Annotated in this window: 23 protein-coding genes and 5 tRNA genes; 13 read left to right on the forward strand and 15 right to left on the reverse strand. The window is 60.1% G+C overall.

The window, feature by feature from the left end; all coding sequences use genetic code 11:
• Positions 1 to 53: 53 nt before the first annotated feature.
• Positions 54 to 1,910, reverse strand: a complete 1,857-nt coding sequence (gene phaC, locus GGD57_RS00140; protein WP_184465763.1) for a class I poly(R)-hydroxyalkanoic acid synthase — start codon at positions 1,908 to 1,910, stop codon at positions 54 to 56.
• Between the two features lie 147 nt (positions 1,911 to 2,057).
• Between phaC and GGD57_RS00145 the strand changes: the two genes are divergently transcribed.
• The 5 genes from GGD57_RS00145 to recJ all read left to right on the forward strand — a co-directional run bounded on the left by GGD57_RS00145 (position 2,058) and on the right by recJ (position 7,585).
• Entirely contained in the window at positions 2,058 to 2,471 is a 414-nt protein-coding gene (locus GGD57_RS00145; protein WP_126909630.1) for a hypothetical protein, read from the forward strand.
• Between the two features lie 221 nt (positions 2,472 to 2,692).
• Positions 2,693 to 3,910, forward strand: a complete 1,218-nt coding sequence (locus GGD57_RS00150; protein ID WP_085738927.1) for an LL-diaminopimelate aminotransferase — start codon at positions 2,693 to 2,695, stop codon at positions 3,908 to 3,910.
• Positions 3,911 to 3,970: 60 nt separating this feature from the next.
• Entirely contained in the window at positions 3,971 to 5,296 is a 1,326-nt protein-coding gene (locus GGD57_RS00155) for a homoserine dehydrogenase (RefSeq protein WP_184465764.1), read from the forward strand.
• A 157-nt stretch (positions 5,297 to 5,453) separates the two neighbouring features.
• A complete protein-coding gene (locus GGD57_RS00160) occupies positions 5,454 to 5,702 on the forward strand; it encodes a hypothetical protein (RefSeq protein ID WP_184465766.1) in 249 nt (82 codons plus the stop codon).
• 80 nt (positions 5,703 to 5,782) lie between these two features.
• Positions 5,783 to 7,585, forward strand: a complete 1,803-nt coding sequence (recJ, locus tag GGD57_RS00165) for a single-stranded-DNA-specific exonuclease RecJ (protein ID WP_184465768.1) — start codon at positions 5,783 to 5,785, stop codon at positions 7,583 to 7,585.
• Positions 7,586 to 7,631: 46 nt separating this feature from the next.
• On the opposite strand, the gene GGD57_RS00170 is transcribed toward recJ, so the two are convergent.
• The 5 genes from GGD57_RS00170 to gloA all read right to left on the reverse strand — a co-directional run bounded on the left by GGD57_RS00170 (position 7,632) and on the right by gloA (position 10,487).
• Positions 7,632 to 7,706, reverse strand: a tRNA-Glu gene (locus GGD57_RS00170).
• A gap of 677 nt (positions 7,707 to 8,383) precedes the next feature.
• A tRNA-Glu gene (locus GGD57_RS00175) sits at positions 8,384 to 8,458 on the reverse strand.
• Positions 8,459 to 8,540: 82 nt separating this feature from the next.
• Positions 8,541 to 8,615, reverse strand: a tRNA-Glu gene (locus GGD57_RS00180).
• A 198-nt stretch (positions 8,616 to 8,813) separates the two neighbouring features.
• A complete protein-coding gene (locus GGD57_RS00185; protein WP_432443245.1) occupies positions 8,814 to 9,872 on the reverse strand; it encodes a YcbK family protein in 1,059 nt (352 codons plus the stop codon).
• Positions 9,873 to 10,046: 174 nt separating this feature from the next.
• A complete protein-coding gene (gene gloA, locus GGD57_RS00190; RefSeq protein WP_184465772.1) occupies positions 10,047 to 10,487 on the reverse strand; it encodes a lactoylglutathione lyase in 441 nt (146 codons plus the stop codon).
• Between the two features lie 195 nt (positions 10,488 to 10,682).
• On the opposite strand from gloA, the gene GGD57_RS00195 reads away from it, so the two are divergent.
• Both GGD57_RS00195 and GGD57_RS00200 read left to right on the forward strand, forming a co-directional pair.
• Positions 10,683 to 11,261, forward strand: coding sequence for a cold-shock protein (locus tag GGD57_RS00195; RefSeq protein ID WP_010067665.1), 579 nt, complete (start codon positions 10,683 to 10,685; stop codon positions 11,259 to 11,261).
• Between the two features lies 1 nt (position 11,262).
• Positions 11,263 to 11,754, forward strand: a complete 492-nt coding sequence (locus GGD57_RS00200; RefSeq protein WP_184465774.1) for a DUF192 domain-containing protein — start codon at positions 11,263 to 11,265, stop codon at positions 11,752 to 11,754.
• A 69-nt stretch (positions 11,755 to 11,823) separates the two neighbouring features.
• On the opposite strand, the gene GGD57_RS00205 is transcribed toward GGD57_RS00200, so the two are convergent.
• Positions 11,824 to 11,900 (reverse strand) — tRNA-Pro (locus GGD57_RS00205).
• A 598-nt stretch (positions 11,901 to 12,498) separates the two neighbouring features.
• Between GGD57_RS00205 and GGD57_RS00210 the strand changes: the two genes are divergently transcribed.
• From GGD57_RS00210 to GGD57_RS00220, 3 genes are all read left to right on the forward strand, one after another.
• A complete protein-coding gene (locus GGD57_RS00210; RefSeq protein ID WP_003573430.1) occupies positions 12,499 to 12,804 on the forward strand; it encodes an ETC complex I subunit in 306 nt (101 codons plus the stop codon).
• 57 nt (positions 12,805 to 12,861) lie between these two features.
• Positions 12,862 to 12,938, forward strand: a tRNA-Arg gene (locus tag GGD57_RS00215).
• A gap of 158 nt (positions 12,939 to 13,096) precedes the next feature.
• On the forward strand, positions 13,097 to 13,672 hold the full coding sequence (locus tag GGD57_RS00220) for an AAA family ATPase (RefSeq protein WP_184465776.1): 576 nt from the start codon (positions 13,097 to 13,099) through the stop codon (positions 13,670 to 13,672).
• A gap of 230 nt (positions 13,673 to 13,902) precedes the next feature.
• Here GGD57_RS00220 and GGD57_RS00225 read toward each other — a convergent pair whose 3' ends face one another.
• Entirely contained in the window at positions 13,903 to 15,927 is a 2,025-nt protein-coding gene (locus GGD57_RS00225) for a calcium-binding protein (RefSeq protein ID WP_184465778.1), read from the reverse strand.
• Positions 15,928 to 16,404: 477 nt separating this feature from the next.
• Here GGD57_RS00225 and GGD57_RS00230 point away from each other — a divergent pair, with 477 nt between their 5' ends.
• Positions 16,405 to 17,043, forward strand: coding sequence for a shikimate kinase (locus tag GGD57_RS00230; protein ID WP_184465780.1), 639 nt, complete (start codon positions 16,405 to 16,407; stop codon positions 17,041 to 17,043).
• Positions 17,044 to 17,357: 314 nt separating this feature from the next.
• On the opposite strand, the gene GGD57_RS00235 is transcribed toward GGD57_RS00230, so the two are convergent.
• Together GGD57_RS00235 and GGD57_RS00240 are read right to left on the reverse strand one after the other, a co-directional pair.
• Positions 17,358 to 17,669, reverse strand: coding sequence for a hypothetical protein (locus tag GGD57_RS00235; protein ID WP_184465782.1), 312 nt, complete (start codon positions 17,667 to 17,669; stop codon positions 17,358 to 17,360).
• A gap of 212 nt (positions 17,670 to 17,881) precedes the next feature.
• Entirely contained in the window at positions 17,882 to 18,316 is a 435-nt protein-coding gene (locus GGD57_RS00240; protein ID WP_184465784.1) for a DUF3597 domain-containing protein, read from the reverse strand.
• 498 nt (positions 18,317 to 18,814) lie between these two features.
• Between GGD57_RS00240 and GGD57_RS00245 the strand changes: the two genes are divergently transcribed.
• Positions 18,815 to 19,468 (forward strand): hypothetical protein, encoded by a 654-nt coding sequence (locus tag GGD57_RS00245; RefSeq protein ID WP_184465787.1) that lies wholly within the window; start codon positions 18,815 to 18,817, stop codon positions 19,466 to 19,468.
• 59 nt (positions 19,469 to 19,527) lie between these two features.
• On the opposite strand, the gene GGD57_RS00250 is transcribed toward GGD57_RS00245, so the two are convergent.
• The 4 genes from GGD57_RS00250 to GGD57_RS00265 all read right to left on the reverse strand — a co-directional run bounded on the left by GGD57_RS00250 (position 19,528) and on the right by GGD57_RS00265 (position 23,787).
• The gene (locus GGD57_RS00250; protein WP_085737131.1) at positions 19,528 to 20,301 is read right to left on the reverse strand and encodes an amino acid ABC transporter ATP-binding protein; all 774 of its coding nucleotides are present in this window, start codon (positions 20,299 to 20,301) and stop codon (positions 19,528 to 19,530) included.
• 15 nt (positions 20,302 to 20,316) lie between these two features.
• Complete coding sequence (locus GGD57_RS00255; RefSeq protein WP_184465789.1) at positions 20,317 to 21,462, reverse strand: amino acid ABC transporter permease; 1,146 nt, start codon at positions 21,460 to 21,462, stop codon at positions 20,317 to 20,319.
• A gap of 1 nt (position 21,463) precedes the next feature.
• Positions 21,464 to 22,666, reverse strand: coding sequence for an amino acid ABC transporter permease (locus tag GGD57_RS00260; RefSeq protein ID WP_184465791.1), 1,203 nt, complete (start codon positions 22,664 to 22,666; stop codon positions 21,464 to 21,466).
• 95 nt (positions 22,667 to 22,761) lie between these two features.
• Positions 22,762 to 23,787, reverse strand: a complete 1,026-nt coding sequence (locus GGD57_RS00265; RefSeq protein WP_085737134.1) for an amino acid ABC transporter substrate-binding protein — start codon at positions 23,785 to 23,787, stop codon at positions 22,762 to 22,764.
• 363 nt (positions 23,788 to 24,150) lie between these two features.
• Here GGD57_RS00265 and GGD57_RS00270 point away from each other — a divergent pair, with 363 nt between their 5' ends.
• The gene (locus GGD57_RS00270) at positions 24,151 to 25,341 is read left to right on the forward strand and encodes a cystathionine beta-lyase (protein ID WP_184465793.1); all 1,191 of its coding nucleotides are present in this window, start codon (positions 24,151 to 24,153) and stop codon (positions 25,339 to 25,341) included.
• Between the two features lie 30 nt (positions 25,342 to 25,371).
• On the opposite strand, the gene GGD57_RS00275 is transcribed toward GGD57_RS00270, so the two are convergent.
• A complete protein-coding gene (locus tag GGD57_RS00275) occupies positions 25,372 to 26,523 on the reverse strand; it encodes an FAD-dependent monooxygenase (RefSeq protein ID WP_184465795.1) in 1,152 nt (383 codons plus the stop codon).
• Positions 26,524 to 26,545 lie beyond the last annotated feature (22 nt).

Genomic DNA, 26,545 nt, shown 5'->3' on the forward strand with positions numbered 1-26,545 from the left:
TCTTTCTCGCGGCGTCTCAAAAGGAGATGCCCGGGGCCTTTTCAGGAGCCGTCTCAGGCGCGTTCCATCACGTAACTTCCCGGCGCTTCCTCGATCGCGTTCAGCGCGTCGCCGCCGGGTTTGCGCGCCGGCACACGCCTGTCGTCATGCGTCTCGATCCAGGCCTGCCAGTGCGGCCACCAGGATCCCGGCGTCTCGGTCGCCTTCTCTATCCAGGTCTCGTAGTCCCCCTTGGTGGGGCCGCCCGTCCAGTATTGATACTTCTTCTTGTCGGGCGGGTTGACGACGCCGGCAATATGTCCCGAGCCGGTGACAACGAATTCCACCTTGCCGCCGAAGAACCGGCTGCCGACGAAGACGGACTTGGCAGGCGCGATGTGATCCTCGCGCGTGGCGAGATTATAGATCGGGATCTTCACGTCCTTCAGCGACACGGGTTTGCCGTCGAGGATCATCTCGTTTTTCGTCAGCGCATTCTTCAGATAGCAATTGCGCAGGTAGAAGGCATGGTTTGCCGCCGCCATGCGGGTCGAATCGGCGTTCCAGAACAGAAGGTCGAAGGGCAGGGGTTCCTGGCCCTTGAGGTAGCTGTTGACGAAATAAGGCCAGATCAGCTCGGACGCGCGCAGCATGTTGAAAGCCATCGACATCTTCGAGCCGTCGAGATAGCCGGCCGCCTGCATATGCTCTTCGAGTGCTGTAAGCTGTTCCTCGTCGACGAAGACCTTGAGGTCGCCGGCATGGGTGAAGTCGACCTGGGTGGTGAAGAGTGTCGCGGTCTTGATGCGCTTGTTTTTTTCCCTGGCATGCAGCGCCAGTGTTGCCGCCAGCAGCGTGCCGCCGACGCAATAGCCGACGGCGTTGACCTCCTTCTCGCCGGTCGCCTTCTCGATCGTCTCGAGCGCGAAATCGATGCCCTCGTGGGCATAAGCCGCCCAGTCTTTTTCGGCGTGGCGCGCATCCGGGTTGACCCAGGAAATGACGAAGACGGTCTGCCCCTGGTCGACGCACCATTTGATGAAGGATTTCTGCGGGTTGAGGTCGAGAATGTAGAATTTGTTGATCCAGGGCGGGCAGATCAGCAGCGGCCGCTTCAGCACCGTTTCGGTCGAAGCCTCGTACTGGATGATCTGGCAGATATCGTTCTGGGCGATCACCTTGCCCGGCGTCAGCGCCATGTCGCGGCCGACGGCGAATTTCGTCATGTCGGTCTGGCGGAGGCGAAGATCGCCGTTTCCGGCAGCGATGTCTTCGGCCAGCATCTTCATGCCGCGCACCAGGTTTTCGCCGCTGGTTGCGATCGTTTCGCGGTAGAGTTGCGGATTGGTGGCGACAAAATTGCTCGGCGAAAGGGCGGCCGTGATCTGCTTCACGTAGAAGCCGGCCTTATGCTTGGTGTGCTCGTCGAGACCATCGGTCTCCGAGACCAGCTTCTCCACCCAGTCTGATGTGACGAAATAGACCTGGCGGAGAAAATCGAAGAACGGGTTCTTCTGCCAGTCCTCGTCGGAGAAGCGTTTGTCCTTGCGGGTGTCGGGTTCGGGAGGCGCCTGCTCGCGCGTGCCCTGCATGCGCTGCATCGAGCGCATCCAGATGCCGAAGAACGACGACATCAGCTGCGTCTGCGCCTCGAAGGTGCGGCGGGGATCGGCAATCCAGTATTCGCTGACCTTGGACAGCGTCTTGACCATGTCGGTCATCGGATCGACGGCGGTTTGGGTGATCTCGCCGCGTTCGCGCGGCGCAAGCCAGGCCGAGGCTGCCTGCCCGAGATTTTCGAGCGCCCGGGCGAAATTCGTCGCCATGGCCTCGGGATCCTTCAATACATAGGGATCGAGATCGGTTGCGTCGAAACCGGCCTTGCCGCCATTCTTCTGGCCGCCATTTTCCTGCTTGCTGTCGGTCACCATTTCCTCCCGGCGGCAGCACTGTTTTTATCCATTCGTTGTACATCGTGATCGAACGAGAAAACAAGTTCCACCCGCGCCGGCTCATGCTATTGCTTTGTGGCTGCGACAAATTTAACAGTCGACGCAATCAGAACTGGATTTTGAGGCATGACGAAGAACGGCATTCGGCGCATCGCAACCTTCAACCGCACCGCATTGATCTGCGCCGCGGCGGCGATGGCCCTTGCCGGATGCAATCTGACGGCGGAAGAAAAAGCCGCGGCCGCCGCCAAGCGAGCGGCGCCGACCGCCGTCGTCATGCCGGCCACCAAGGGTGATGCGGTCGAAGGCGGCCTGGCAAAGTCGCCGGACGGCTATCCGAATTTCGGCGCGCCGCTGACGGCCGCCAATGTCCAGATGAGCGACGAGCAGGCGGCCGACCTGCAGCATCAGCTGACGGCACTTGCCGCCCGGCGCAAGGCCGGCACGCTCTCGGAGGCCGAATATCAGGCCAAGGTCGCCGAAATGCGCCGCCTCGCCGCCGAACACGGCACGGATACGCTCTCCGAAATCTCCAAATAGACCTTGCCTTTCAGGCAATTTGGACGCAAAGCCTTCCGGATGGATCGGAAGATACGATTTTCCCGATAATGCGCGTTGCGCGGCCTTTCCGTCAAAGATTTGCCGCGTGGCTTAGGTCTGATGAATACGGCGTTGCGATTCTGAAGTTCGTGTCGCAGCCGCCGGGAGACGGAACGAACTTCGACTGCGGCCCGAAATGCCGCCTTTCCATGGGGAATGAAATGGAAGAGTTTCACAAAGTCCGGCGTTTGCCGCCTTATGTTTTCGAACAGGTCAACCGTTTGAAAGCAAGCGCGCGAGCGGGCGGCGCCGATATCATCGATCTCGGCATGGGAAACCCTGACCTTCCCACTCCCCAGGCGATCGTCGACAAGCTGTGCGAAGTTGTGCAGGATCCGCGCACCCACCGTTATTCCTCCTCCAAGGGCATTCCGGGGCTGCGCCGCGCCCAGGCCGCCTATTATGCCCGCCGTTTCGGCGTCAAGCTCAACCCGGATACGCAGGTGGTCGCCACCCTCGGCTCCAAGGAAGGCTTCGCCAATATGGCGCAGGCGATCACCGCGCCCGGCGACGTCATCCTCTGCCCGAACCCGACCTACCCGATCCACGCCTTCGGCTTTCTGATGGCGGGCGGCGTGATCCGCTCGATGTCTGTGGAGCCTGACGAGACCTTCTTCCCGCCGCTTGAGCGGGCGGTCCGCCATTCGATCCCGAAGCCCTTGGCGCTGATCCTCAACTATCCCTCGAACCCGACGGCCTTTGTCGCGACGCTCGATTTCTACAAGGACGTCATTGCCTTCGCCAAGAAGCACGACATCATCGTGCTATCCGACCTTGCCTATTCGGAGATCTATTTCGACGAGGCGCCGCCGCCGTCGGTTCTCGAAGTGCCGGGCGCCATGGATGTGACGGTCGAGTTCACCTCGATGTCGAAGACCTTCTCCATGCCCGGCTGGCGCATGGGCTTTGCCGTCGGGAACGAGCGGCTGATCGCTGCGCTGACACGTGTGAAGTCCTATCTCGATTACGGCGCCTTCACGCCGATCCAGGTTGCGGCGACACATGCGCTGAACGGCGACGGCTCCGACATTGCGGAAGTCCGCAACGTCTATAAACGTCGTCGTGACGTCATGGTCGAAAGCTTCGGCAAGGCCGGCTTCGACGTGCCGCCGCCGGCCGCCACCATGTTCGCCTGGGCGAAGATCCCGGAAAAGTTCCGCCATCTCGGTTCGCTTGAATTTTCCAAGCTGCTGGTCGAGAAGGCCGACGTTGCCGTTGCCCCGGGCATCGGCTTCGGCGAAATGGGCGACGACTATGTCCGTCTCGCCCTTGTCGAGAACGAACACCGCATCCGCCAGGCTGCGCGCAACATCAAGAAGTTCATGTCGACGGCAGACGAAACGATGCATAACGTCATTTCGCTGAACGCACACCGTTAATTCAACCCTTGGGCAGCCGCGTTGAGCGGCTGCCGCCACACAGACATTCAGGATCGATCCATGGCAGATGCCCTCAAAATCGGCATTGCGGGCTTGGGCACCGTTGGCGCCTCGCTAGTCCGCATCATCCAGCAGAAGAGCAACGAGCTTGCCGTCACCTGCGGGCGCCCGATCACCATCACCGCGGTCTCCGCGCGTGACAGGACGCGGGACCGTGGCGTCGATCTTTCCGCCGTCACCTGGTTCGACCGGCCGGAAGAGCTTGCCGAAAAGGGTGATATCGACGTCTTCGTCGAGTTGATGGGGGGCGCCGAAGGCGCGGCCAACACCTCGGTGCGCGCCGCACTTCAGCGCGGTCTCCATGTGGTGACGGCCAACAAGGCGCTGCTTGCCTATCACGGCGTCGAGCTGGCGACGATTGCCGAGGAGAAGGGCGCGCTGCTGAATTTCGAGGCGGCGGTCGCCGGCGGCATCCCCGTCATCAAGGCGCTGCGCGAATCGCTGACCGGCAATGCCGTCTCGCGCATCTACGGCATCATGAACGGCACCTGCAATTACATCCTGACCAAGATGGAGAAGGAGGGGCTTTCCTTTGCCGAATGCCTCAAAGAAGCGCAGCGGCTGGGTTATGCCGAAGCCGATCCGGCCTTCGATATCGAGGGCAACGACACGGCCCACAAGCTCGCCATCCTGACGACGCTCGCCTTCGGCAATAAGATCGCGGCCGACGACATCTATCTCGAAGGCATCACCAACATCTCGATCGAGGATATCCACGCCGCCGCCGAACTCGGTTACCGCATCAAGCTGCTCGGCGTTGCCCAGCGCACCGATACCGGCATCGAGCAGCGTGTGCACCCGACCATGGTGCCGGTCGATTCGGTCATCGCCCAGGTCGACGGCGTCACCAATGCGGTGGCGATCGAATCCGACGTGCTCGGCGAACTGTTGATGGTCGGCCCCGGCGCCGGCGGCAACGCGACGGCCTCGTCCGTGCTCGGCGATATCGCCGATATCGCCAAAAGCCAGCCGGGCGCCCAGCGCGTGCCGGTTCTCGGGCATCCCGCAACGGCGCTGGAGCCCTACCGCAAGGCGCAGATGCAGAGCCACGAGGGCGGCTATTTCATCCGCCTGACCGTGCTCGACCGCACCGGCGTCTTTGCCAGCGTCGCAACCCGCATGGCCGAAAACAATATCTCGCTGGAATCGATCGTCCAGCGCTCCAAACAGCATCTGGCGCCGTCGCACCACCAGACGATCATTCTCGTCACGCACGCAACGATGGAAGAGTCGGTCCGCAAGGCGGTCGCCTCGATCAAGTCGGAAGGTTATCTCTTCGGCGAACCGCAGGTGATTCGCATCGAGCGGCCGAAAGAAGAAGTTTAAGTTTTTCCCGCTTGGGGACAATGAACCGCCCTGTCTCTGGCAGGGCGGTTTTTTTGTTGATCGTGCGGGCTCCCCGTACGGAAGTCTATATTAACAAATACCGAAATATTGATATAAATAAAACCATAGATGGTGAGTCGCCGGCGTGGAGAATTTCATGAGCAAGGACAGCCATGCCGGGAAGGGGTATGGCCGCCCGAGCGACGAGCCGCCCAACCCTCCTGATATGCTTGAGCAAATCCTCAAGCCAATGCACCGTGACATCAGTCATGAGATCCATGACGAGGCTGACGGCGATGAAGACAACCCGGAAGGCCGCAACTGGGCCATTCTGCTGACGCTGTTTTCGTTTCTGCTGGTGCAGCTTGCCGGTGTTGCCATGCTGATCTGGACAGTATTCTGGTAAAAATCCGTGTCTGCAAATTCCCCGCTATGTTATCTCCGCTGCTCCTATAGAAAGAGCAGATGAAGTCAGCGGAGTGTGGCATGGCAGATCCCGTCGATCCGGTACAGCGCGCCTTTCTCGGCGTGGAGAAATCCGCGCTCGACAATCGTTGGGTGGCGCGGCTCGACCAGGCCGGGCAGAACCGGGCGCTCGCCATGTCGCAGATCCACGGACTGCCGGATCTGATCGCCCGCGTGCTGGCCGGGCGCGGCGTGCCGGTGGACGATGCGATCGAATTTCTCGATCCGACCATCCGCAGCCTGATGCCCGATCCCCATAGCCTGACCGATTGCGAAAAGGCGGCGATCCGTCTGGTGCGGGCGATCGAGCGCGGCGAGAGCGTCGCGATCTTCGGCGACTACGATGTCGACGGTGCGGCCTCCTCGGCGCTGATGTTCCGCTTCCTCAGCCATTTCGGCGTCAAGGCGACCATTTATATCCCCGACCGCGTCTTCGAAGGTTACGGCCCCAATCCGGCGGCGATCAACCAGTTGATCGACAACGGCGCGCAACTGATCGTTACCGTCGATTGCGGCTCCACCAGTCACGAGGCGTTGGCGGCGGCTGCCGCGCGCGATATCGATGTTGTCGTCATCGATCACCACCAGGTGACACACGAGCTGCCGCGCTGTCATGCGCTGGTTAATCCGAACCGTGAGGACGATCTGTCGGGGCAGGGGCATCTTTGCGCCGCCGGCGTCGTCTTCATGGTGTTGGTGGCGACGCTGCGCCTGCTGCGCGCGGCCGGCAACAAGCGCATCCTGGCGATCGACCTGTTGCAATGGCTCGACATCGTCGCATTGGCGACAGTCTGCGATGTCGTGCCGTTGAAGGGCCTCAACCGCGCCTATGTGGTGAAGGGCCTGGTCGCTGCCCGCCACCAGAGCAATGCCGGGCTTGCGGCACTCTTCCGCAAGGCTGGGCTTTCAGGCCCGGTGACACCCTATCATTTCGGCTTCCTGATCGGCCCGCGCATCAATGCCGGCGGGCGGATCGGCGACGCGGCTCTCGGAAGCCGGCTGCTGACGCTCGACGATGCCGGCGAGGCTGAGGTGATCGCCCAGCGCCTCGACGAACTCAACCGCGAACGCCAGGCAATGGAGGCCGTCATGCTGCAGGAGGCGGAAGCCGAGGCGCTCGCCGAATATGGCGACGGCGAGGGCGCCTCCGTCATCGTGACCGCCCATGAGAAATGGCATCCCGGCATCGTCGGGCTGATCGCGGCGCGGCTGAAGGAGAAGTTCAAACGGCCGGCCTTCGCGATCGCCTTCGATGCCTCCGGCCGCGGCACCGGCTCGGGCCGCTCGATCAACGGCTTCGACATGGGCAGGATGGTGCGCGCCGCCGTCGACGAGGGGCTGCTCGTCAAGGGCGGCGGCCACGCCATGGCCGCTGGGCTGACCGTCGAGCGCGCCGATCTCGGCAGGCTGAGGACCTTCTTCACGGAAAAGTCGGCGAAGACTGTGGCGAACCTCGTCGCCAACGAGACCTTGAAGATCGACGGGGCGATCGGCGCCAGCGGCGCTACGCTCGAACTCATCGATCGCCTGGAGGCGGCTGGCCCTTATGGCTCCGGCCATTCGCAACCGCTCTTTGCCGTGCCGGCCCATCGTGTGCGCGACGCGCGCCTCGTCGGCGAGAAGCATGTGAAGGTGACGATGGAGGCAATGGATGGATCGCGGCTCGACGGCATCGCCTTCCGCGCCGCCGATACGGCGCTCGGCAACCTGCTGCTCAATTCGCGCGGCGCGAGCCTGCATGTCGCAGGTTCGCTCGGCGCCGAGCATTACCAAGGTGCGCGCCGCATCCAGCTGCGCGTCTGCGATGCAGCGCCGGCAAAATAGCACGGTCGCACAGGCGCTCGAAATACATGGAACTGAGAGAGAGAAGTGGCACGCCCTAGGGGAGTCGAACCCCTCTTCCCAGAATGAAAATCTGGTGTCCTAACCGATAGACGAAGGGCGCTTCCTTCGTGGTGGCGCCCTTATAGTCAGCACCTTCGAAAGCCGCAAGCGCCAAGACGCGAAAAAATCATCGTTTTCGCCGATTTTTTTCGGCTGTGGAAAACAGTGCCGCCGCGGCAAGGGGAAGTCGGAGAAGGAGCGGCGTTGGGGATGGCTTCGACCTGATCACATACTAGGCGAAGGTGTCGGGCCGCGCGGAGCGTCGCTTGGGAGCAGACCGAATACTTTCCCCCGCACGACCCAACTCTGCAATAGGGTGGACCGCCAGGTGGAAAGGCATACGCGATCCGAAATACGCCCTCTCTCCTGCGATCCAATGGACTAACCTTGCTGTGCTCCTGCGGTTCCCGTACGTTGCCGGAAAAAAGCCCCGCCTAGGCGGGGCAAGTCTTGACAAAGACGGATCGCACAGGAGGAACACCCGTGCTTTCCTACTGATATAACGAGATGCGATCGGTAAGGTTCCGGGCACAGTCTCGTATTGAGGGTCAGCACCAGTCGTTAAACCGCTTAGGGCTCAAGCTTCGAGCGAATCCCTCGAAGCAGCTTCTTCCGGATCTCTGTCCCGTTCGATTTGGACGAGCGGCCGATGCGTTTGTGTCTTGTCCACCGCGCCGCTGAACCGCAATCCATGATTTCAGCGAGGCTTTTCTCTAAGAGTATGATTTTGGGATATTTTGGTACGCCCTAGGGGAGTCGAACCCCTCTTTACAGAATGAGAATCTGTCGTCCTAACCGATAGACGAAGGGCGCAGGCCAACTTCGTTAAAATAGGAAAGCGCTGTGACATCTGCAAGCAGATCACGAACTGCTTTGACAGTTGAGAGAGAAGAAGTGGCACGCCCTAGGGGAGTCGAACCCCTCTTCCCAGAATGAAAATCTGGTGTCCTAACCGATAGACGAAGGGCGCTTCCTTCGTGGTGGCGCCCTTATAGTCAGCACCTTCGAAAGCCGCAAGCGGCAAATTCGATTTTTTGCAAAAAAATGACAGATATTTCGGCTGGTGTATTTGGGAGGATTAGGTTAGCCGAATCAACGGTTTGCGAGAATTATCGCAAACCAGTGGGGTAGAGCTGACGTAACGTTATGCCGATCCGTGCTTGCGAGATCAGATGGCTCTTGCGGTCGTTATCGGCGCACGTTTGCCGCCGCAACCCCAGTTCCAGTCACGGCTTTTGCCGGTATCGAGATGGACCGAATCCGTGTGGCAATAGGTGCCGACGCCGCCGCGGTTCGGCAGCGAGCGGATATAGGCGGCGATATCCCATTTTGTGACGCCGTCGATCTGGATGTCGGCCGCCTCGCAGCTCTTGTGCATCGATTCGTCGGCTCCGCCGACCTGGCGGTTATGCTCTTCGTCGCGGTAGCCTGACGTGACGATAACAGGCCGGCCGAAATGGTTTTCGACCGTCTTGATCACGTTCAGCAGGTCCGGCTTGAAGCAGCCGACCTCGACCTTGTCGTTCTGAAGATGCAGCCCGTTCGGCGCAATACGCGTCATGCCGGGCAGGGATGCCTTCTGCAGCAGGCCGGAGAGGCTGCCGAGCAGGTTCTGCTTCGGGGCGCTGTAGAGTGCGTTGACAGTCGAAGTCGGAATACTGTTGGTCGCAAGCGACGCCGTCTGAACCGGCGCAAGCTGTGTGCTGCCATTTTGCGAGGATTGCTGCGGCAGCACAGGCTCCGCCGGCTGTGCCGATGTGGGCTGTTGGCTGTAGACGCTGCTTCTTGCGGGCGCCACACCTTCCACCGGCGCATAGGCCTGCGGTTGGATGACGGTGGATGTGCTGTTGTTCTGCGGCCCCGGCTGGTGATCGGAAAAGATGCTCATCGCCTGCGCATTGATCCGGGTCGACTGCATGACGAGCCCGCCGATATTGGCAGGCGCCGATGCTGCCGGATTGGCGGGCGGGACAGCGGCATTCGGATCCGCCGCCACGGCCTGAGGTGCTGCTTGAGCGCCGGAGACATTGACGAGCCGCGGATCCGTATAGACCGAACGCGGGGCAGGGCTTGCCGGTGCAGCCGCGGCAAGCTCAGGGGCAGCGGCTTGGGCCGCCGGAACGGCGGCAGCGGAATCGAGCGCCTTCTTGTCCGACGCGCAGCCGGACAGCGCCAGCACCGAGGTGGCGATCAGCAAAGCGCCCGTCACGGGCATCCGCATCTGCATGTTGGGCAAGCGACAGTCTCCGGTGGATGCGGAACAGGGGCGAAAAACGCCATCCTCCGCTTCGAGTCACCGGGAGATTGCCTGCGGGGCCGGATCGCGGCAAGCGCCAAGGCGCCGGCCGGACCCGAAATCGAAAAAGCCGCAAGCCTCGCAAAAGCCTTGCGGAAAAAAGCCTTACCAGGCGCCGGTATTGCCCATCGAGGCCCAGGGCTCGGCGGCCGGAAGCGGGCTGCCCTTCTGCAGGATTTCGATCGAAATGCCGTCGGGCGAGCGCACGAAGGCCATGTTCCCGTCGCGCGGCGGCCGGTTGATGGTGATGCCGTTATCCATCAGATGCTGGCAGGTTGCGTAGATATCGTCGACCTCATAGGCGAGGTGGCCGAAATTGCGTCCTCCGCTATAATCTTCCGTGTCCCAGTTATAGGTAAGTTCGAGGCAGGGAGCCTTTTCGCTGCGCGCACGGTCGAGATCGTCGCGGGCGGCCAGGAAAACCAGGGTGAATCGGCCCTTCTCGTTTTCGTGGCGGCGGATCTCCTCCAGCCCGAACAGGGTGGTGTAAAAGGCGAGCGAGACGTCCAGGTCTTTGACGCGAACCATTGTATGAAGATAACGCATTCTATTTACTCCTTTATTGGGGCTAGCTTTTTTCGGCGATGCGAGGTCAGCTTCGGGCAAGTCATCTTTATAAAATGTGCAGCTGGGAATAACCGAAAACTAGGACTTGCGCTTATCCGTTACCAAGATGTTAATCTTGATTTCAAGAATCAGTTAACCGTAACAGTGTGACGCGTATTCGAGGGGCTGGCGACAATGGCTGATAGGATTTCATCGAACGAATACTCCGATCTTGACGAGCTATCGGCGGAGGCGGTCGATCTTGTGGAAATCACCGGCGTCGTCAAGTGGTTCGACGTAGCCAAGGGTTTCGGCTTCATCGTGCCAGACAATGGCATGCAGGATGTTCTCCTGCATGTGACCTGCCTGCGCCGCGACGGTTACCAGACGATCCTGGAGGGAACCCGCATCGTCGCCCTCATTCAGCGCCGCGAACGCGGCTACCAGGCTTTCAAGATCCTCTCGATGGACCAGTCGACGGCGGTTCATCCCTCGCAGATGCCGCCGGTGCGCACCCATGTGCAGGTCACCGCGACGAGCGGGCTCGAGCGGGCGCTCGTCAAGTGGTTCAACCGTACCAAGGGCTTCGGCTTCCTGACGCGCGGCGAGGGCACCGAAGACATCTTCGTGCACATGGAAACGCTCCGCCGGTTCGGCTTGACGGAACTGCGCCCCGGCCAGGTCGTGCTCGTCCGCTTCGGCGACGGTGAGAAGGGCCTGATGGCCGCGGAGATCCATCCCGATGTTCCGAGCCCGGCCAGCCGGTCGCACTGATATGCGCGGCCCAATCCTGTTTCATGCGATCAGAAGCGCCATCCTGGCGCTTTTTTTCATGGTCGCCCTGCCGGCTCTGGCCGAAGAGCAGATGCGCTTCGACAAGGAGCCGCTGCTCGTCCAGACCGCCGCGGGCAAGGTGCTGCATTTCACCGTCGAGATCGCCTCGACTCCCGATCAGCGCGCCCACGGACTGATGTTTCGCAAAGTGATGGCCGATGATGCCGGCATGATCTTCGATTTCGACGAGCCGCGGCGCGTCACCATGTGGATGGAAAACACCATCCTGCCACTCGACATGCTTTTTGCCGACGATACCGGCACGATCCGCCACATCAAGGAAAACGCAACGCCCTATTCGCGCGACATCATCGATTCGATGAGCCCGGTGAAATACGTCGTCGAACTGAGTGCCGGCATCGTCGCCAAACTTGGAATCAAACCGGGCGACAGGATCGTCAGCGCCACGACGACGAAGAAGAAGACGAAGTGACCGCACGCATGCCCGGACAATGCGGGCCGTGAGCGGTTGCCGAAGCTTCAAGAATATCGGGATATTGAATGGTCGGAGTGGAGAGATTCGAACTCCCGACCCTCTGGTCCCAAACCAGATGCGCTACCAGACTGCGCTACACTCCGTGCCGTGGGCGGGGAGATACACGGTTCACTTCGCCGTCGCAACCCATAAATCCAGCTCAGGCGGAAGATTCCCGCCTGATATTTGGACGCATAGCGAAAAATCGAGGTGGGCCGCCGGTCTGCCCCTGCAGGACGACTGGACCTCAGGAGAAGGCTGCCTCAGCCGTGTTCGAGCAGGCCGATATATTGGGCGTAGCTGATGGCAACGTAGAAGAATGCCGTGATGACAGCGCCTATCACAATGGCATTGAACTCCGCCGAACGTCTCATCATGAGTGCAAATCCACTGAAATTAGATGAGCCGTAAACTAGTGCCGAGGGCTGGCCGCGGCAATCTGGTTGTTATCACAACATGAGACAAGCGGTAATAATCGCGCAACCGCCTGTCCGGCTGTATCCATGTTCGGCGGCATCACCGCGTCATCGCGATGCGATCGACAGTGCGTCGTGCGCCGCCTTTTTTCTTGAAAAGCCAAGGATTCGCGGATAAGCAAAATTCATCTCTTCGTGCTATCTCAGCGACGAAGCAAAGCCCCGGCAACGGGGATTGAGACCTTGAAAGGCGGGCGCTGCCCGCATAGTCGGAGACGTCGCAGTCATGTCTGCCAAGATCTATCGTCCAGCCAAGACCGCCATGCAGTCCGGCAAGGCCAAAACCCATCTCTGGGTGCTCGAATTCGATCAGGAGTCGCCGCGCAAGATCGATCCGATGATGGGCTACACCTCTTCCGGCGATACGCGCCAGCAGGTGAAGCTCACCTTCGAAACGCAGGAACTGGCCGAAGCCTATGCCCAGCGCAATGGCATCGAATATCGCGTCATCGCGCCCAAGGATCCGGTCCGTCAGGTTGTCGCCTACCCGGATAATTTCCGCTATACCCGTACACAGCCCTGGACGCATTGAGATTTCTCGTCCAGAACTGCCGCATCCGGTCGCGCTCCCTGAACGCGACCGCCGGACGGCCCCTTAGCTCAGCTGGATAGAGCACCTGCCTTCTAAGCAGGTTGTCGCAGGTTCGATTCCTGCAGGGGTCGCCATTTTTCAAGTGTCCACCCATGTGGCATGCCGTTCGCCAACTGGGCTGGAGCGGCTTCCGTGAGAGGGACGCTATGGCCGTGAACCGTCCATCCGGCAGGAACGCTCATTTACTCTTCGGGCGAGATGACCATCGAGAACTGAATAGGTGTCGCTAGAGATGGGTGTCCGCATCGTGCTCATAGGCTTCCCGGGCGTTGGGAAGTTGACCGTCGCGAAAGAGTTGAGCGCGGTGATTTCTGCAAAAATCGTCGACAACCATTGGATCAACAACCCGATCCTACGCTTGCTGGATGAGGATGGAACGGCGTCGCTTCCAAAGGGAATATGGGGGTTCACAGGTCGGGTTCGGCAAACCGTCCTTGATGCAATCACCGCTTATGCGCCGTCCGCCAATTTCATTTTCACGCATGCCGGCCTCGAGGGTGACGAGCGGAGCCTTCGTACCTTTCAGCAGATCGCCGGCGCTGCCGAAGCCTGCGGCGCGGTTCTGGTGCCGGTGCGGTTGCTGTGTGATGAAGAGGAACTGGCTCGCCGGGTTTCGAGCCCCGGGCGGCGCGAAAGGTTGAAATCCACTGACGTGGCAGCCTCGAGGGATCGCAGCCGGAGGGCAGGGGTTTTCGATCCAGGTCACCCAAACACATTGGTCCTCGACGTCACTTCCGTGCCACCGGAAAAAACGGCCACAGCGATCCGGGATCATATTCTGAAGGTTCTTGGCAACCTGTCAGCCTGAAATTTGTCGGAGCTGATTCTATTCGCGCTACGATCGTCGATACGCCTGCTGGCGGGAGGTGAGGCGTTCTGACAACCTGTCGGTTTACGCAAAGCCGGCCAGAAAGGCCGGCTGACGCCCGTCGAAAAATAGCAGCGCGCGGATGGGGTTCCCTCATCCGCGCGCCGAAGTAGCCGATTTTTGCTTCCCGCGTGTTGTGGCGATCGGACGACCGCCACAACGGGGGACAGTTACAGGAGAAAATCGCCTGCCCCCAGGTGGACGAGGCCCTTCAGCTGAACCTCGAAGTCATGAATGCCGTCGCCGTTCATGTCGGCCTGGATAACGGTAACATCGCTCGCGGTTCCGGCGTGGTCTTCATAATGCCAGGCGAGCGCGCCAGCCTTGTGGTCGAACAAGGCATTTTCCTGTGCCTGGAAATGGAAGGTTCCATTGCCCGCCGCAGAGCCATTCGCATCGATCGCAGAGAGGTCGATCTTATCGACGCCGTGCTGGAAGTCGGTGATGACGTCGCGGTTCACGCCGGACCCGGTTTCCGTCGGTGCCTTCAAGATAAACGTGTCCGCGCCGATGCCGCCGGTCATAATGTCCTTCCCGGCACCACCAATAAGGAAATCATTGCCGGCGCCGGCGTCCAGTTTGTCCGCGCCAACCCCGCCAGTGAGAACGTTGCTGGTTTTATTGCCGGTCAGTACGTCGTTGTAGCTTGAGCCAGTCAAGTTTTCGATGCTGGCGATCTTGTCACCGGCCGCCTGGCCGCCCGATGCGGCCCCAGTCGTCAGGTTGACGTTGACCGCGGCGGAGCCCGCATAGCTGGCCGTATCGTTGCCACTACCGCCGTCTAGCACGTCCGCGCCGGCCCCGCCCTTCAACACATCATTACCGCCGAGACCCTTGAAGGTTTCGTTGCCGCCATTGGACTGACCGGTGTGCGGCATGGTGTCGTTGCCGTCGGTGCCGATGAATTCTTTTGTCGGCGCGGTTGGCGTTGTCGGTTGCGTCGGCGTTGTCGGCTGCGTCGGGGTGGTCGGCGTTGTCGGTTGCGTCGGCGTGGTCGGGGTCGAGCTGGAGCCCGATTCGTAGGCGCCCATATCGACAGTTCCAACGACGCGAGCGTGGCCGTCAAGGTCTACCGAACCGACGCCGTACTTGGCGGTTCCGCCGTCGATCGCTGCCGAGCCGGAGCCGAGGTGGAAGTTGTCGCTCGCTGCGCCCAGGAATTTCGGGTCGATGCCGAGCTTGTTGCCGTTCGCCGTGCTCGGCATCGCGTTGCCGCCGTCGGTCCTGACCGAGGCCTGACCGGCCGTGCCGTTGTAGGTGTTGTTGTTGGCCCAGACGACGTTGGCGTTGGTATAGTCGCCGTACGATGTGTTATCGATCGCAGTGTTGTTCTTGTTCACCGACGGGTCGGCTACGGCGATGTTGTTGATCCAGGTGTTGTTGCTCGACTGCGCGTTGCTGAGTTCGCCGCGCCAGGTGCCGTCGTTCAGCAGGTCCTGATTGTTGTGGTAGGCGGTGTTGTTTTTCACCGTGACGGAGTCGCTCCAGGTAACCTGGATGCCTTTGCTGCCGTTCTCATAGACGAGGTTGTTGTCGACCAGGGTCTTAAACGTGTAGTTCGGATGACCGCTCGTCTGCGTGCTCTGGAAATCGTCGATGATGATGCCGTTGCCATCGGTGTGCGCACCCGTCTTCGTGACGTTGTCGTGCGAGATGTTGTTCCGGATGATATTGCGGAAGCTGCCATCGTCCGGCGCCCCGGTGATATTCCGGTTCTGGTAGAGAGAGATGCCTGAAAACCAGCCGGAACTCGCATTTTTGTAAGTCTCGTTCCCTTCGATCGTGATGAAGTCGGATCCGGCGAAGGCGATGCCGGACGCACCGTTGTCGTGGGAAACGTTATCGGCGATCCTCACATGGTGGACGCCATCACCGACAATGCCGTGCGAATCGCTCCCGTAGACCTCGAAGCCCTCGACCGCCACATAGTTGGCAGTGATGTTGATACCATTTGCGCCGCCCGATGCTGAGTGGATTACAGCTCCACCCGGTACCTCCGACCGCAAGGTAATGTAGCCGGCGGCGGAACCATCCTTGTACATGTTCACCGATTCATTATAGACGCCGGCGCGCACCACAACCTCGTCGCCGGGCTTAAGGTCCGACGCCATCGCGTCGCTGATCGTGCGAAATGGAGAGGAGGCACTGCCGTTACCACCGCCGCTGCCAGTCGTCGCTACGTAGTATGTCGTCATTGTCTTGTTCCTCAACCTTAGCGTTGTCTTTGTCGATTACTATTTATAGTTAATCATGGGTTACGGCGGCAGGTTATAGGGCGACATTCCGGATGGCGCAACAGCAGTAAATCAGTAAGTGCTTGAGAAACATAGCCATGTTGCTGCCACAATACCAAAGTCGATCATTAGTTACTTTTTGAAATATTTGGTGAAATTCGAGTCGCCCAAATTAGGACAATATATATGTCTCGTACGCCGCGAATTATTCTTTCTGCAACTATAGCGACATGCGCCCATTGAAAACATTAGACAAACCTGACGGGTGTGGCTGGATTCCTCCCGCCAGAGCGGAATCGACATTTTTTTTCTGAATTCAGCAATTTTGGGCGGTATCGCCTTAAATATCGGGACCGATCGACATGGAAAACGGTAGGGTGAGTCGTTTCTCACAGGTGATTCTGCTGTCTGGAACGGCTGCGAATGAGGTCATGGTCGATGGCAAAAACCCACATTGAGGTTCGCCGGCCGTGGCGACCAGGCGAGACCATTTTTCTTCTGGGACCGGGCGGCGTCGGAAAATCGACTCTCGGCCGTCAACTCGCAGAAAAGCTCGGTTGGGGGCTTGTCGACCTCGATCTGGAGTTCTGCGAGCGCCTGGAGACAATCGGAACCTTCATTGCTTCCCACGGCTATGAGCGCTATCGCGCGGAAAACCTGACGCTCGCGAAACATCTGGTGATGACAAATCCGGCGCCGCATATTTTTGTCACGCCATCCGGGTTCCTGGCGGCACAATCAGGCACCGATGACTATGACGAGGCTCGGAGATTGGTTTCCACGGGCTATGGCATCGTCTTGCTGCCGTCTTTGGATATCGACGCCGCGACCGCGGTTGTTGTCGAACGCCAACTCAAACGAGGATTTGGCTTTCAACAGGCGACGGAAGATCGAAAATTCAGGGAGCGCTTTCCTATCTATCTCAAGGAGGGAAACGCGCTGGTGGCATCCATGGAGCATCCCGCGGATGTCGCAGATGTTGTCATTCGATCTGCTGCCGTCTACCGGCAATCAGGGCGTAGCTCACATAGCCTGTCTGCACCTGATATCCTGACGCCGCTGCGGGGACCTGAATGACGCCCCCGTGGAGAACGATCCTTTCGAGCGTCGGAGCGGCGGCATTCTTGCTCTGCCAACGCCTATGCGGTCGACCTTCCGGCAGGAGCCAAGGCGGTCACGATGGGAGAGTTCAAAGCATTGGCTGACGGCAACCATGTGCCGAGATTATCGATATGGAAAAGCCCGTGACCGCTGATCTCGTCTGGAACTGGAAAAAGGGGAGCGTCATCGGTAAATGTGCGAAGACGTAATCGATACGCCCCGCCAATAGGGCGGGGGTTCTGTTTTTTGACTTTGACCGTCTACGGCGGATTGGCGCCGTTCGGCCCTTCTCAGCGATCCAGAAAATGCTCGAAGTAAACTTCGGGGATAGGGTAGGCGTAGACGCCTCTGTCGATGAAGTTGTGTCTGGAGAGGCAACTTCTCAGCGCCGCATTGTAGTGCAGGCTGCGTGAATCCTGCGAGCCGCGTTGCCAGGAGCCTGCTTCCGGCCCGCACCAGCGGATCGCTTTGTCGTAACGAGCCTGAAGGACCGGGTCGGTATCGACCCGAACGCCATTGTAGGATCGATAGTTTGAAGGGGATTCCGCGGCCGAAATACAGCCCAAACCAAGTGCAACGCCGACGACTGCCATCAATCTCATTGGATTTAATTCTCCCCTGATCGATTATCGAAGTAATCGAGTGGACGTTATTGGTTCCAGTGCCCGTGGGCAAGGGGGACTGGTGGCATCCGGATCGGCGGATGCCCCTGGATTGCCGAGCTTCCGTGAGTGAGCCACTATCGCGAAGCGCCGGCGGTTGTAGCTGCCGCCGCAAAGTGGCGGCAGCTATCGGTTGTTGTTGAAGCGAGGGATCAATCCAGCAGATCGGCCGGTACTTTGCCGCCATTTTCCGAAAGCCGCTTCATCAGCGCCTTGTGCAGCCACATATTCATTTTTGCGGAATCGCCGCTGTCGCCGTTATAGCCGAGCTCGGCGGCAAGTTCCTTGCGCTCGGAAAGGCTCGCATCCATCCCGACGGCTTTCATCAAGTCGACGATCGAGTGGCGCCAATCGAGTTTCTGGCCGCTCTTTTTCACGGCCGCATCGAGGATAGGTACGATGTCGACTGAAGCCGCAGTTGCCGCCGGCTTGCTCTGAGCGGGGGAGGCCGCAGGGGCGGGACTGGGCGTTGCCGATGGCGAGACGGGAGCCTGGGCGGGCGCGGTCTTTGGCGTGCTTGCGGCAACGGGTTCGGCTGCTTTCGCTTCTCCGAAGATTGCATGTTTGATCTTGTCGAAAATGCCCATTCTTGAACCTCCAATTCCGTCAGATGAGAACATGCTGAAACATGGAATTCCTGCCGGATATATCCAGGCGGAAGGGGGCTATTTTTGGCGGTCTCAACTAAGGGTGGAAATCCGGTTCGAAGCAGACAGGCGATCTGCGCGACAGCACTCTCAATGGATCAACCGCCGGCAATCGTATCGAGAGCTGAGCTTTGCTTGGCAGGTCTGAAATTTTGCCGTTATTGGGAAGAAATACTCGGGACATCGCTCCAGTTGCTGCCGGATATGTTCGCTTTCGGCGCAGTCGGGCTGGTTATTCGTATTTCAATAACCGTGAAAGATCATTACACGCCACTGAGCCGACTTGCCGTGCCCTATTGCGAAACATTCCTCATGCCTTCACGTTGCCTTGCCGTGGACGCCCTGCAGGTTGCAGGAGATCCAGACGATCGAAGGCACGCGCGTTCCTCGATTTTCGACTGCCGGGCAGCGCGTCCGGCGAATGGAACGGAGGAAAACATGAGGTGTAATCACAAAAGACTATCCTTGACGGTGCTTGCATGCACCGGCGCCCTGCTTGCCATGCCGGCAAGCGATGCGCGCGCTATCGATGTCGGCGTATCGGTGAATGCCGGCAATGCCGCCAGCGCCGCCAGCGCCGATGTCGGGGCATCCCTTGGCGGCGGCAGCGGCATCAGCGCCGATGCCAATGCTTCCGTCGGCGGTTCGAGCGGCGTCAACGCAGATGCGAGCGCCAACGCCGGCCGGGGCGTCGATGCCGATGTCAATGCCGACGTCGGGGGCGACAATGGTCTCGATGCCAACGCCAATGCCAGGCTCGGTGGCAGGCGCGGCGTCGATGCCGATCTCAATGCACGCATCGGCGGTTCCGATGGGCTCGATACCGACGCCACGGCCTCGGTCAGACGCAGCAGCGGTGCCGATGCCAATCTCGCCATCGGCGGAGCGGATCGGGCAGGCGGCGGCAACAGCTCCGAACGTGACGGCGCCCTCAGCGCATCGCAGGCCCGTATCCTGGAGAACTTCCGGGCGAGACCCGTCAATGAGCAGCGCAAGATGCTTGTCCGCTGCGCGGATATCTCCGCTTCAGGCGGCTCGGATTCCGGTCTTGCCGGTCTCTGCAGTCTACTGCAGGCCTCAGCATCCCGCTGAACGTGAAAGACCCGCCGAACCGGAAGGCGCGGCGGGTCTTTAAAGACGCTTTCAGTTCCTTAATGCAGGATCTGGCTGAGGAACAGCTTGGTGCGTTCGTGCTGCGGATTGTCGAAGAACTCGGCCGGCGAATTCTGCTCGACGATCTGGCCCTGGTCCATGAAGATGACGCGGTTGGCGACCTGGCGGGCAAAGCCCATTTCATGCGTGACGCAGAGCATGGTCATGCCTTCCTCGGCAAGACCCACCATGGTGTCCAGCACTTCCTTGATCATTTCAGGATCGAGCGCCGAGGTCGGCTCATCGAACAGCATGATCTTCGGGTTCATGCAGAGCGAGCGGGCGATCGCCACGCGCTGCTGCTGGCCGCCGGAAAGCTGGCCGGGATATTTGTTGGCCTGTTCCGGGATTTTGACGCGCTTCAGGAAGTGCATGGCGATTTCTTCCGCCTGCTTCTTCGGCATCTTGCGCACCCAGATCGGCGCCAGCGTGCAGTTTTCGAGGATCGTCAGGTGCGGGAAGAGGTTGAAATGCTGGAACACCATGCCGACTTCGCGCCTGACTTCGTCGATCTTCTTCAGATCGTTGGTGAGCTCGGTGCCATCGACGATGATCTTGCCCTTCTGATGTTCTTCCAGGCGGTTGATGCAGCGGATCATCGTCGACTTGCCGGATCCCGACGGGCCGGCGATGACGATGCGCTCGCCGCGCATGACCTTCAGGTTGATGTCGCGCAGCACGTGGAAATCACCGTACCACTTGTTCATGTTGATGATCTCAATGGCGACCTCGGTCGCCGACACGGCCATCTTTTTTGTTTGAGCTTCTGCCATTTGGGGGACCCCTTTTTATCTTTTGTAGCCGGTGTCGAGGTGACGTTCGATGAATGCTGAATAGCGCGACATGCCGAAGCAGAAAAGCCAGAAGGCGAAGCCGGCGAAAATCAATCCCGTCAGCGGCGTTACTGCGCTTGCCCAGTTCGGATCGGTGAACAGGAAACGAACGATGCCGAGCAGGTCGTACATGCTGATGATCGACACCAGTGAGGTATCCTTGAACATGCCGATGCAGGTGTTGACGATACCGGGGATCACCAGCTTGATCGCCTGCGGCAGGATGATCAGCCGCATCTTCTGCCAGTAGCCGAGGCCGAGTGAATCGGCGCCCTCGAATTGCCCCTTCGGGATCGCCTGCAGACCGCCGCGAATGACCTCGGCCATATAGGCGGAGGCGAAGATCGACACACCGACGATTGCGCGCAGCAGCTTGTCCACCGTCCAGCCGGCCGGCAGGAACAGCGGCAGCATGACGCTCGCCATGAAAAGCACCGTGATCAGCGGTACGCCGCGGACGACTTCGATGAAGATGACGCAGATCGTGCGGATAACCGGCATGTGCGAACGCCTGCCGAGCGCCAGGATGATGCCGAGCGGGAAGGAAACCGCAATGCCGACGAAGGAAAGCACCAGCGTCACCATCAGCCCGCCCCAACGGGGAGTCTCGACGATTTCGAGGCCAAATCCACCGTGAAGCAGAACGATGGAAACGATCGGCAGCACGATGAAAAGCAGGATGGCGTTCAGGCCCTTGCGCGGTGCGGAAGGGATGAGCATCGGCACGAGCAGGAGGACGAAGAGGATGCCGACCAGCGTCGGCCGCCAGCGCTCATCGAGCGGATAGCTCCCGAAGATGATCTGGTCGAACTTGGCGTTGATGAAGGCCCAGCAGGCGCCGCTCCAGCCGTCCGGCTGGATGCCGCCCTGAACCGTCGTGGCGCAGAACGTGCGGTCCGGACCGCTCCAGACCGCCTGCACGAAGAGCCAGTCGATCGCGTGGAACAGAGCCCAGGCGAGAAAGACCAACGCCAGGATGGTAAGCACCATATCCTTCGGCGTCGCAAGCAGGTTACGGCGAAGCCAGGCGACCGCGCCTTTTTCTCCTGAGGGTGGCGGCTCGGGCGCCAGTATGGCGGTTCTGACGAAACTGTTGCTCATCTTATCTCTCCACCAGCGCCATCTTGGCATTGAACCAGTTCATGAACAGCGAGGTCACGATACTGAGGCTGAGGTAGATGACCATCCAGATGAGGATCACCTCGACGGACTGACCGGTCTGGTTCAGCGTCGTGCTGCCGACAGCAACGAGATCGGCAAAACCGATGGCGATCGCCAGCGACGAGTTCTTGGTCAGATTGAGATACTGGCTGCTCAGCGGTGGAATGATGATGCGGAAGGCCTGCGGAATGACGACCAGACGAGTGATCGACGAGGGATGAAGCCCAAGTGCGGCGGCCGCTTCCGTCTGTCCCTTCGGCACGCCGCGAATGCCCGCACGCACGATCTCGGCGATGAAGGCGGCGGTATAGAAGGACAGCGCCAGAAAGAGCGACATGAACTCGGGGCCGACGACGGAGCCGCCGGTGAGGTTGAATTTGCCCGCGATCGGATAATCGAAGGAAAGCGGCGCGCCGGCGAGCAGGAAGGCTGCAAGCGGCAAGCCGATCAGCAGCCCGATCGATGCCCAGATCGTGTGAAACGGCTTACCTGTCGCCGCCTGCCGGCGATGCGCCCATCGGGCCGTCGCAAAGACGGCGATGATGGCGATGACGAGGGCGATGCCGACGAGCCAGAAACCCTCACCGAAAATCGGCTTGGGGAAGGAAAGGCCGCGATTGTTCAGATAGGATCCGAGCGGCAGATGCAGCGACTCGCGCGCATTCGGCAGAACCGCCAGAACGCCCGAATACCAGAAGAAGATCACAAGCAGCGGCGGGATGTTGCGGAAGACTTCGACATAAACCGTGCACAGCTTGGCAATCAGCCAGTTCCGCGACAGGCGGCCAATGCCGATGATGAAGCCGATGATGGTGGCGGTGATGATGCCGGTAACGGCGATCAGGATCGTATTCAGAAAGCCGACAAGCAGCGCGCGGCCGTAGGTCGAATCGCTGGAATAGGCGATCAGCGACTGACCGACCTCGAAGCCGGCGCGGCCGTTCAGAAAGCCGAAACCCGACGCGATGTTGGCGCGCGCCAGATTGACGGCAGTGTTGTGTGCCACCCACCATACGAAGGCAACCAGCAATACGATGGTAAGAATTTGGAAGAAAATGCCCCGAATTGTCGGGTCGTAGAGGGCGGACTGGAAGCTCCAGCCGCTCTTGGATACACGTGTTGAATCCACAGCCTGATGCGTCATGCTTGGCCAATTCCCCATTACGCTCCTTTTCGGAGCTTTTTTATTGGAGGGGGAAAGGCGGTTGCCCGCCTTTCCGGCTTCATGCGTGATGCCGCTCAGCGAACCGGCGGAGCGTACTGGATGCCGCCCTTGTTCCACAGGGCGTTGAGGCCGCGAGCAATCTTGAGCGGGCTGCCCTGGCCGATATTGCGCTCGAACACTTCGCCGTAATTGCCGACATTCTTGACGATATTGTAAGCCCAGTCGTTGGTCAGGCCGAGATCGGTGCCGATCTTGGTATCGGCCTCGACGCCGAGGAAGCGCTTGATGTCAGGGTTCGGCGAGTTCTTCATGTCGTCGACATTCGCCTGAGTGATGCCGAATTCTTCAGCATTGATCATGGCATAGCCAACCCAGCTGACGATATCGAACCACTGGTCGTCACCCTGGCGAACGGCCGGGGCGAGCGGTTCCTTGGAGATGATTTCCGGCAGGATCGTATGTTCGTCCGGGTTCTTCAGCGTCAGGCGCAGCGAATAGAGGCCGGACTGGTCGGTGGTGTAGACGTCGCAGCGGCCGGCATCATAGGCGGCATTGACCTCATCCAGCTTTTCGAAGACGACCGGATTGTACTGAAGGTTGTTTGCCTTGAAGTAGTCGGCGAGGTTGAGCTCGGTGGTGGTGCCCGACTGGACGCAGACGGAGGCGCCGGAGAGTTCCAGTGCCGACTTCACGTTCAGGCTCTTGCGAACCATGAAGCCCTGGCCGTCGTAGTAGTTGACGAAGCGGAAGTTCAGGCCGAGAGCGGTGTCGCGGTTGATCGACCAGGTCGTATTGCGGGCGAGCACGTCGATTTCACCGGACTGGAGGGCCGGGAAGCGATTGGCGGCGCTGAGGGGGGTGAACTTCACCTTGGTGGGGTCGCCGAAGACAGCCGAAGCGACAGCCTTGCAGAAATCCACATCGAAGCCGGCCCAATTGCCGGAAGCGTCAGGCGCGGCAAAACCGGCAAGACCGGTATTGACGCCGCACTGAATGAAACCCTTTGCCTTTACGTCTCCGAGAGTGGTGGCCGAGGCAGCCGAGGCGCCAAGTGCCAAAACTGCTGCGCCGAGAACGGCGGACAGAAGCTTGTTCTTCATTTTTTTCCCAACCTTTTCTGTTGTCTTATATTTTCTTGTGGGGATCGCCGGCGGAAAAACCCTGCCGCCCCCATGTGTCTCGACAACCTCCCGGCGCGAGTGGGCCTATCTCAGTCGCAAATGTCACTATGGTCAAGTGTCGCCATCAATAATTGCGGCAAAATTCAGAATTTTGGCAGATTGCGCTGAATTCGAAGGCGATTGGCTAGGAAATAGGCGTCCGATCGCGGAAAAATAACGCGAAAATCGAAAATTTCATCGTCCCGGGACGTTATCCGCAACCGAACTTCAAGGGTTGACCGGAAACGGCGGGGCGTCCAAAAGTCTGCCTTCGCGTCCCTTCGCCAAAAGGCTATTTCCGACATGAAAGACAAAGACAGCGTGCTGCAGAATGCCGGGATCAATACCCGCCTGACCCATATCGGCAACGACCCTTTCGATTATCACGGCTTCGTCAATCCGCCGGTCGTGCACGCCTCGACGGTGTTGTTTCCGAATGCGCGGACGATGGAGACGCGCTCGCAGAAATACACCTATGGAACGCGCGGCACCCCGACGACCGATGCGCTCTGCGAGGCGATCGATGCCCTGGAAGGCTCGGCCGGCACGATCCTCGTGCCCTCGGGCCTTGCGGCCGTCACCATTCCGTTTCTGGGTTTCGTCGCCGCCGGCGATCATGCGCTGGTGGTCGATTCGGTTTATGGTCCGACCCGCCATTTCTGCGATACGATGCTGAAGCGCCTCGGCGTCGAGGTGGAATATTACGACCCGGCGATCGGCGCCGGCATCGAGACGCTGTTCCGGCCGAACACCAAGCTTGTCCATACCGAGGCTCCCGGCTCCAATACCTTCGAGATGCAGGATATTCCGGCGATCTCGGCGGTGGCGCACCGCCATGGCGCCATCGTCATGATGGACAATACCTGGGCGACGCCGCTCTATTTCAGGCCGCTCGATCACGGCGTCGACATTTCCATCCACGCGGCGACGAAATACCCGTCCGGCCATTCCGATATCCTGCTCGGAACGGTGTCGGCCAATGCAGAGCATTGGGAACGGCTGAAGGAGGCGAATGGGGTGCTCGGCATCTGCGGCGCACCCGATGACGCCTATCAGATCCTGCGCGGTTTGCGCACCATGGGCCTGCGCCTCGAGCGGCATTATCAAAGCGCGCTCGATATCGCAGAATGGCTGGAGGGCAGGGAGGACGTCGCCCGCGTGCTGCATCCGGCGCTGCCGAGTTTCCCCTCTCACCATCTCTGGAAGCGCGATTTCAAGGGCGCCAGCGGCATCTTTTCCTTCGTGCTTGCCGCCGATGGTCCCGAAAAGTCCAGAGCCAAGGCGCATGCCTTCCTCGATGCGCTGAGGATTTTCGGTCTCGGCTATTCCTGGGGCGGCTTTGAAAGCCTCGCCCTGCACGCCTACCTCAACGATCGCAAGGTCGCCAAGGCGCCGACGGATGGTGCGGTTATCCGCCTGCAGATCGGCATCGAGGACGTGGCCGATCTGAAGGCCGATATCGAACGGGGTTTTGCGGCCGCAAGCGCCGTTTGATCGCAGCGGGATTGGTGGCGCCTGCCGCGCTTATGGCTGGCGCACAGCCTGGTAGCCGTAGATCCAGTCGAGGTCGGCCGCCAGGCTTTGTGGCGGCTTGAGCCCGAGCACCAGATCGCGGCCGATCCGGATTGGCCCCTTGGCATGATAGGCGAACCGGTTGAAGGCGCCGCGCTGGCGAAGCTTCGCAATGCGTGGCACGCGATGTTTTTCGAAGAGCGCCAGGGCCTCGGCCGCCGGATGGTTCGACAGAAACGCAGCGAGTTCATAGGCATCTTCGATCGCCATGGCCGCTCCCTGCGCGGCAAAAGGCATCATCGCATGTGCGGCGTCGCCGATCAGAACCGTCGCGCGGCCATCCTGCCATGCGCCTGTGGTGGTTTCGAACAGCGGCCAGAACGTCAGCTTCCGGTTTTCGAAGAGCGAGACGATCGCGGTGTTCCAGCCGGAAAAGCGTGTTCTGAGCTGGGCGCGCTGCTCTTCCGTCGCCTCACTTTGCCAGGCCTGCGGCGCACTGTTGCCGGCGGTGATCGCCACCATGTTGAAACTACCGGTTTCCTTCAGCGGATAGCAGACGAGATGCGCCGATCCACCGAGAAACGCCGAAACGCTCAACCGGTCGAGAAAACCCGGCGCTTCCGTTTCGGCAATGGTGAAGCGGTAGGCGATATTGCCGGAAAAACGCGGCGAGGGACTGTCGGCGACGGATGGCCGCAGCTTCGACCAGACGCCGTCTGCCCCGATGACGACATCGGCGGCCCGCTCGAAAGACGGCAGGGCCGATTCCATCCGCACGCCGAGATGAAGCCGGCAGAGCGGATCGGCCTCGACCGCAGCCAGCAGGACTTTCTGCAATGTGGTGCGATGCAGGACGCCGTAGGGAGCGCCCCAGCGCTGCCGCGCGAATTTTCCCGCCGGCACCGCCGCGAGCTGACGCAGCGAGCTGCCCGATATCAGCCGGATCATCTCCGGCTCGAGCCAAACCTTCGAGAGTTCTTCAAGGATGCCGAGTTCGGCAAGGATGCGGGAAGCGTTGGGGGAAACCTGCAATCCGGCGCCGATTGCGGTGAGTTCACCCGCCTGCTCGAAAATCTCAGAGCTGATGCCGCGCCGCGAAAGCGAAAGGGCGGCAGTCAGCCCTGATATCCCGGCGCCGATGATGGCGGCATGTTCGACCGGCATTGTCCGTCCGATCCCGACCTGG

The sequence above is a fragment of the Rhizobium esperanzae genome (assembly GCF_014197615.1).
In the GTDB taxonomy this organism is placed as follows: Bacteria; Pseudomonadota; Alphaproteobacteria; order Rhizobiales; family Rhizobiaceae; genus Rhizobium; species Rhizobium esperanzae_A.

Coding starts and splice junctions, on each gene's coding strand:
- recJ (WP_184465768.1), top strand. CDS start 5,783: ATGGCAGATCCCGTCGATCCGGTACAGCGCGCCTTTCTCGGCGTGGAG.
- GGD57_RS00225 (WP_184465778.1), bottom strand. CDS start 15,927: ATGACGACATACTACGTAGCGACGACTGGCAGCGGCGGTGGTAACGGC.
- GGD57_RS00200 (WP_184465774.1), top strand. CDS start 11,263: ATGCGCGGCCCAATCCTGTTTCATGCGATCAGAAGCGCCATCCTGGCG.
- GGD57_RS00260 (WP_184465791.1), bottom strand. CDS start 22,666: ATGACGCATCAGGCTGTGGATTCAACACGTGTATCCAAGAGCGGCTGG.
- GGD57_RS00210 (WP_003573430.1), top strand. CDS start 12,499: ATGTCTGCCAAGATCTATCGTCCAGCCAAGACCGCCATGCAGTCCGGC.
- gloA (WP_184465772.1), bottom strand. CDS start 10,487: ATGCGTTATCTTCATACAATGGTTCGCGTCAAAGACCTGGACGTCTCG.
- GGD57_RS00240 (WP_184465784.1), bottom strand. CDS start 18,316: ATGGGCATTTTCGACAAGATCAAACATGCAATCTTCGGAGAAGCGAAA.
- GGD57_RS00245 (WP_184465787.1), top strand. CDS start 18,815: ATGAGGTGTAATCACAAAAGACTATCCTTGACGGTGCTTGCATGCACC.
- GGD57_RS00195 (WP_010067665.1), top strand. CDS start 10,683: ATGGCTGATAGGATTTCATCGAACGAATACTCCGATCTTGACGAGCTA.
- GGD57_RS00150 (WP_085738927.1), top strand. CDS start 2,693: ATGGAAGAGTTTCACAAAGTCCGGCGTTTGCCGCCTTATGTTTTCGAA.
- GGD57_RS00160 (WP_184465766.1), top strand. CDS start 5,454: ATGAGCAAGGACAGCCATGCCGGGAAGGGGTATGGCCGCCCGAGCGAC.
- GGD57_RS00155 (WP_184465764.1), top strand. CDS start 3,971: ATGGCAGATGCCCTCAAAATCGGCATTGCGGGCTTGGGCACCGTTGGC.
- GGD57_RS00220 (WP_184465776.1), top strand. CDS start 13,097: ATGGGTGTCCGCATCGTGCTCATAGGCTTCCCGGGCGTTGGGAAGTTG.
- GGD57_RS00235 (WP_184465782.1), bottom strand. CDS start 17,669: ATGAGATTGATGGCAGTCGTCGGCGTTGCACTTGGTTTGGGCTGTATT.
- phaC (WP_184465763.1), bottom strand. CDS start 1,910: ATGGTGACCGACAGCAAGCAGGAAAATGGCGGCCAGAAGAATGGCGGC.
- GGD57_RS00270 (WP_184465793.1), top strand. CDS start 24,151: ATGAAAGACAAAGACAGCGTGCTGCAGAATGCCGGGATCAATACCCGC.
- GGD57_RS00265 (WP_085737134.1), bottom strand. CDS start 23,787: ATGAAGAACAAGCTTCTGTCCGCCGTTCTCGGCGCAGCAGTTTTGGCA.
- GGD57_RS00255 (WP_184465789.1), bottom strand. CDS start 21,462: ATGAGCAACAGTTTCGTCAGAACCGCCATACTGGCGCCCGAGCCGCCA.
- GGD57_RS00250 (WP_085737131.1), bottom strand. CDS start 20,301: ATGGCAGAAGCTCAAACAAAAAAGATGGCCGTGTCGGCGACCGAGGTC.
- GGD57_RS00275 (WP_184465795.1), bottom strand. CDS start 26,523: ATGCCGGTCGAACATGCCGCCATCATCGGCGCCGGGATATCAGGGCTG.
- GGD57_RS00145 (WP_126909630.1), top strand. CDS start 2,058: ATGACGAAGAACGGCATTCGGCGCATCGCAACCTTCAACCGCACCGCA.
- GGD57_RS00230 (WP_184465780.1), top strand. CDS start 16,405: ATGGCAAAAACCCACATTGAGGTTCGCCGGCCGTGGCGACCAGGCGAG.
- GGD57_RS00185 (WP_432443245.1), bottom strand. CDS start 9,872: ATGCAGATGCGGATGCCCGTGACGGGCGCTTTGCTGATCGCCACCTCG.